The sequence below is a fragment of the Corallococcus sp. 4LFB genome, from assembly GCF_046520365.1.
In the GTDB taxonomy this organism is placed as follows: Bacteria; Myxococcota; Myxococcia; order Myxococcales; family Myxococcaceae; genus Corallococcus; species Corallococcus caeni.
This window is the reverse complement of sequence record NZ_JBKGHJ010000976.1, coordinates 1-1,437: the sequence shown is the minus strand read 5'-3', so window position 1 is coordinate 1,437 and position 1,437 is coordinate 1. Positions and strand designations below refer to the sequence as shown.

Here is a 1,437-nt window from a genome sequence, read left to right as displayed (position 1 = left end):
CGCGCCGCTGCCCCTGTACGCGCCCGCGCGGGCTGCGCGTGCTGGACGGACCGGCCCCTCTACGAGCCCGGGCACCGGGGTGCGCTTCCGCGCGGTGGCCCTGCGCGCGAAGGACCTGTCGCCGCTCGACGGACGGCCGGGGACGTGGAAGGTGACGGACCCCGACGGCGAGGTGGTGCTGGAGGAGCGCGCCCCCGCGGGCCCCTGGGGCGTGGTGGCCGGGGACTTCCCGCTGGACCGGGGCGCGCCCACGGGCACGTGGACGGTCGCGTGGACCAGCGGCGGCGCGTCCGGCTCCGAGTCCTTCACCGTGGAGCCCTTCACGCTGCCGCGCCTGCGGCTGGAGGCGAGGAGCCCCCGGCCGTTCTGGCGCGCCAACGACACGCCGGAGGTGACGGGGCAGGTGTCGTACGCGTCCGGCGCGCCGGTGGCGGACACGGACGTGACGCTGGCGTGGAGCCACGCGGGCGCGTGGCCGCCTCCGACGGAGTGGCTTCGCGGCGAGCTGCCGACGAAGGCGCGCACGGACGCCTCCGGCCGCTTCCGCGTCACGCTGCCGCGCGTGCCCCAGGACCTGCGCGGCCAGGCCACGCTGAGCGCGAGCATCGAGGCGAAGGACGCCACGGGTGAGCCGGTGCGCGGCGCCGTGTCGCTCCTGCTGTCCGAGGACGCGCTGGCCGTGTCCTCCGTGACGGAGCTGGAGGACGGGCTGGTGGCGGGCTTCAGCAACCGCGTCTACCTGCGCGCCACCACCGCGTCCGGCCAGGTGCTGCCGGGCGCGGAGGTGACGGTGACGCGCGCGTGGGACCCTCGCGACCCGGGCGTGAGCGCGGTGGCGGACGAGGACGGCGTGGCCGCCTTCCAGTTGGACCCCGGGCCCGCGGTGAATGTGGTGGTGCCGCCGCTGCCGGTGCGCGTGCAGCCGCGTCCGCCGCCCGTGTCGCTCGCGTCGTCGCGGGACCTGCTGGGCGCGCAGGGGGGACAGGCGTCGCTCGAGGACCAGGCCGCGCTGGAGCGGCTGCTGCCCGCCCTGCATCCCTGCGCGCGCTTCGTCGCGCCGTCCTCCGGCGCCTCCATGGCGGAGTTCGCGGTGCGGGTAGGCGCGTCCGGGCAGGTGCTGGACGTGGCCGGCGCGGACGAAGGGCTGGACGCGTGCATGGCCTCCGTGGTGCGCACGAAGGGGCTGCCGGCGGGCCGGGAGCGGGTGCTCCAGCTGCGCTTCCAGGTGATGGATCCGGGCCTGCCCTCGATGCGGTGGAACACGGAGGTCGCCTCCGGAGACGAGCGGGGCGTGAGCGAGGCGCTGACGGCCGCCGCGCTGGACGCGCGCGCGTGCCTGCCTCCCACGCTGGACCGTGTCGTCGCCGTGCCCGCCGCGCTGACGTGGCGGCGGTGGGCGGACAGGCCGGAGCTGGCGCTGTCCTGGGTGCAGGAGCC

1 protein-coding gene is annotated in these 1,437 nt (G+C 77.3%); it reads left to right on the top strand.

Annotated features, from left to right (window positions below; all coding sequences use genetic code 11):
* Window positions 1–1,437 (top strand): MG2 domain-containing protein (locus tag ACLEQD_RS43300; RefSeq protein ID WP_410391777.1); only part of this gene is annotated, 1,437 nt, incomplete at both ends.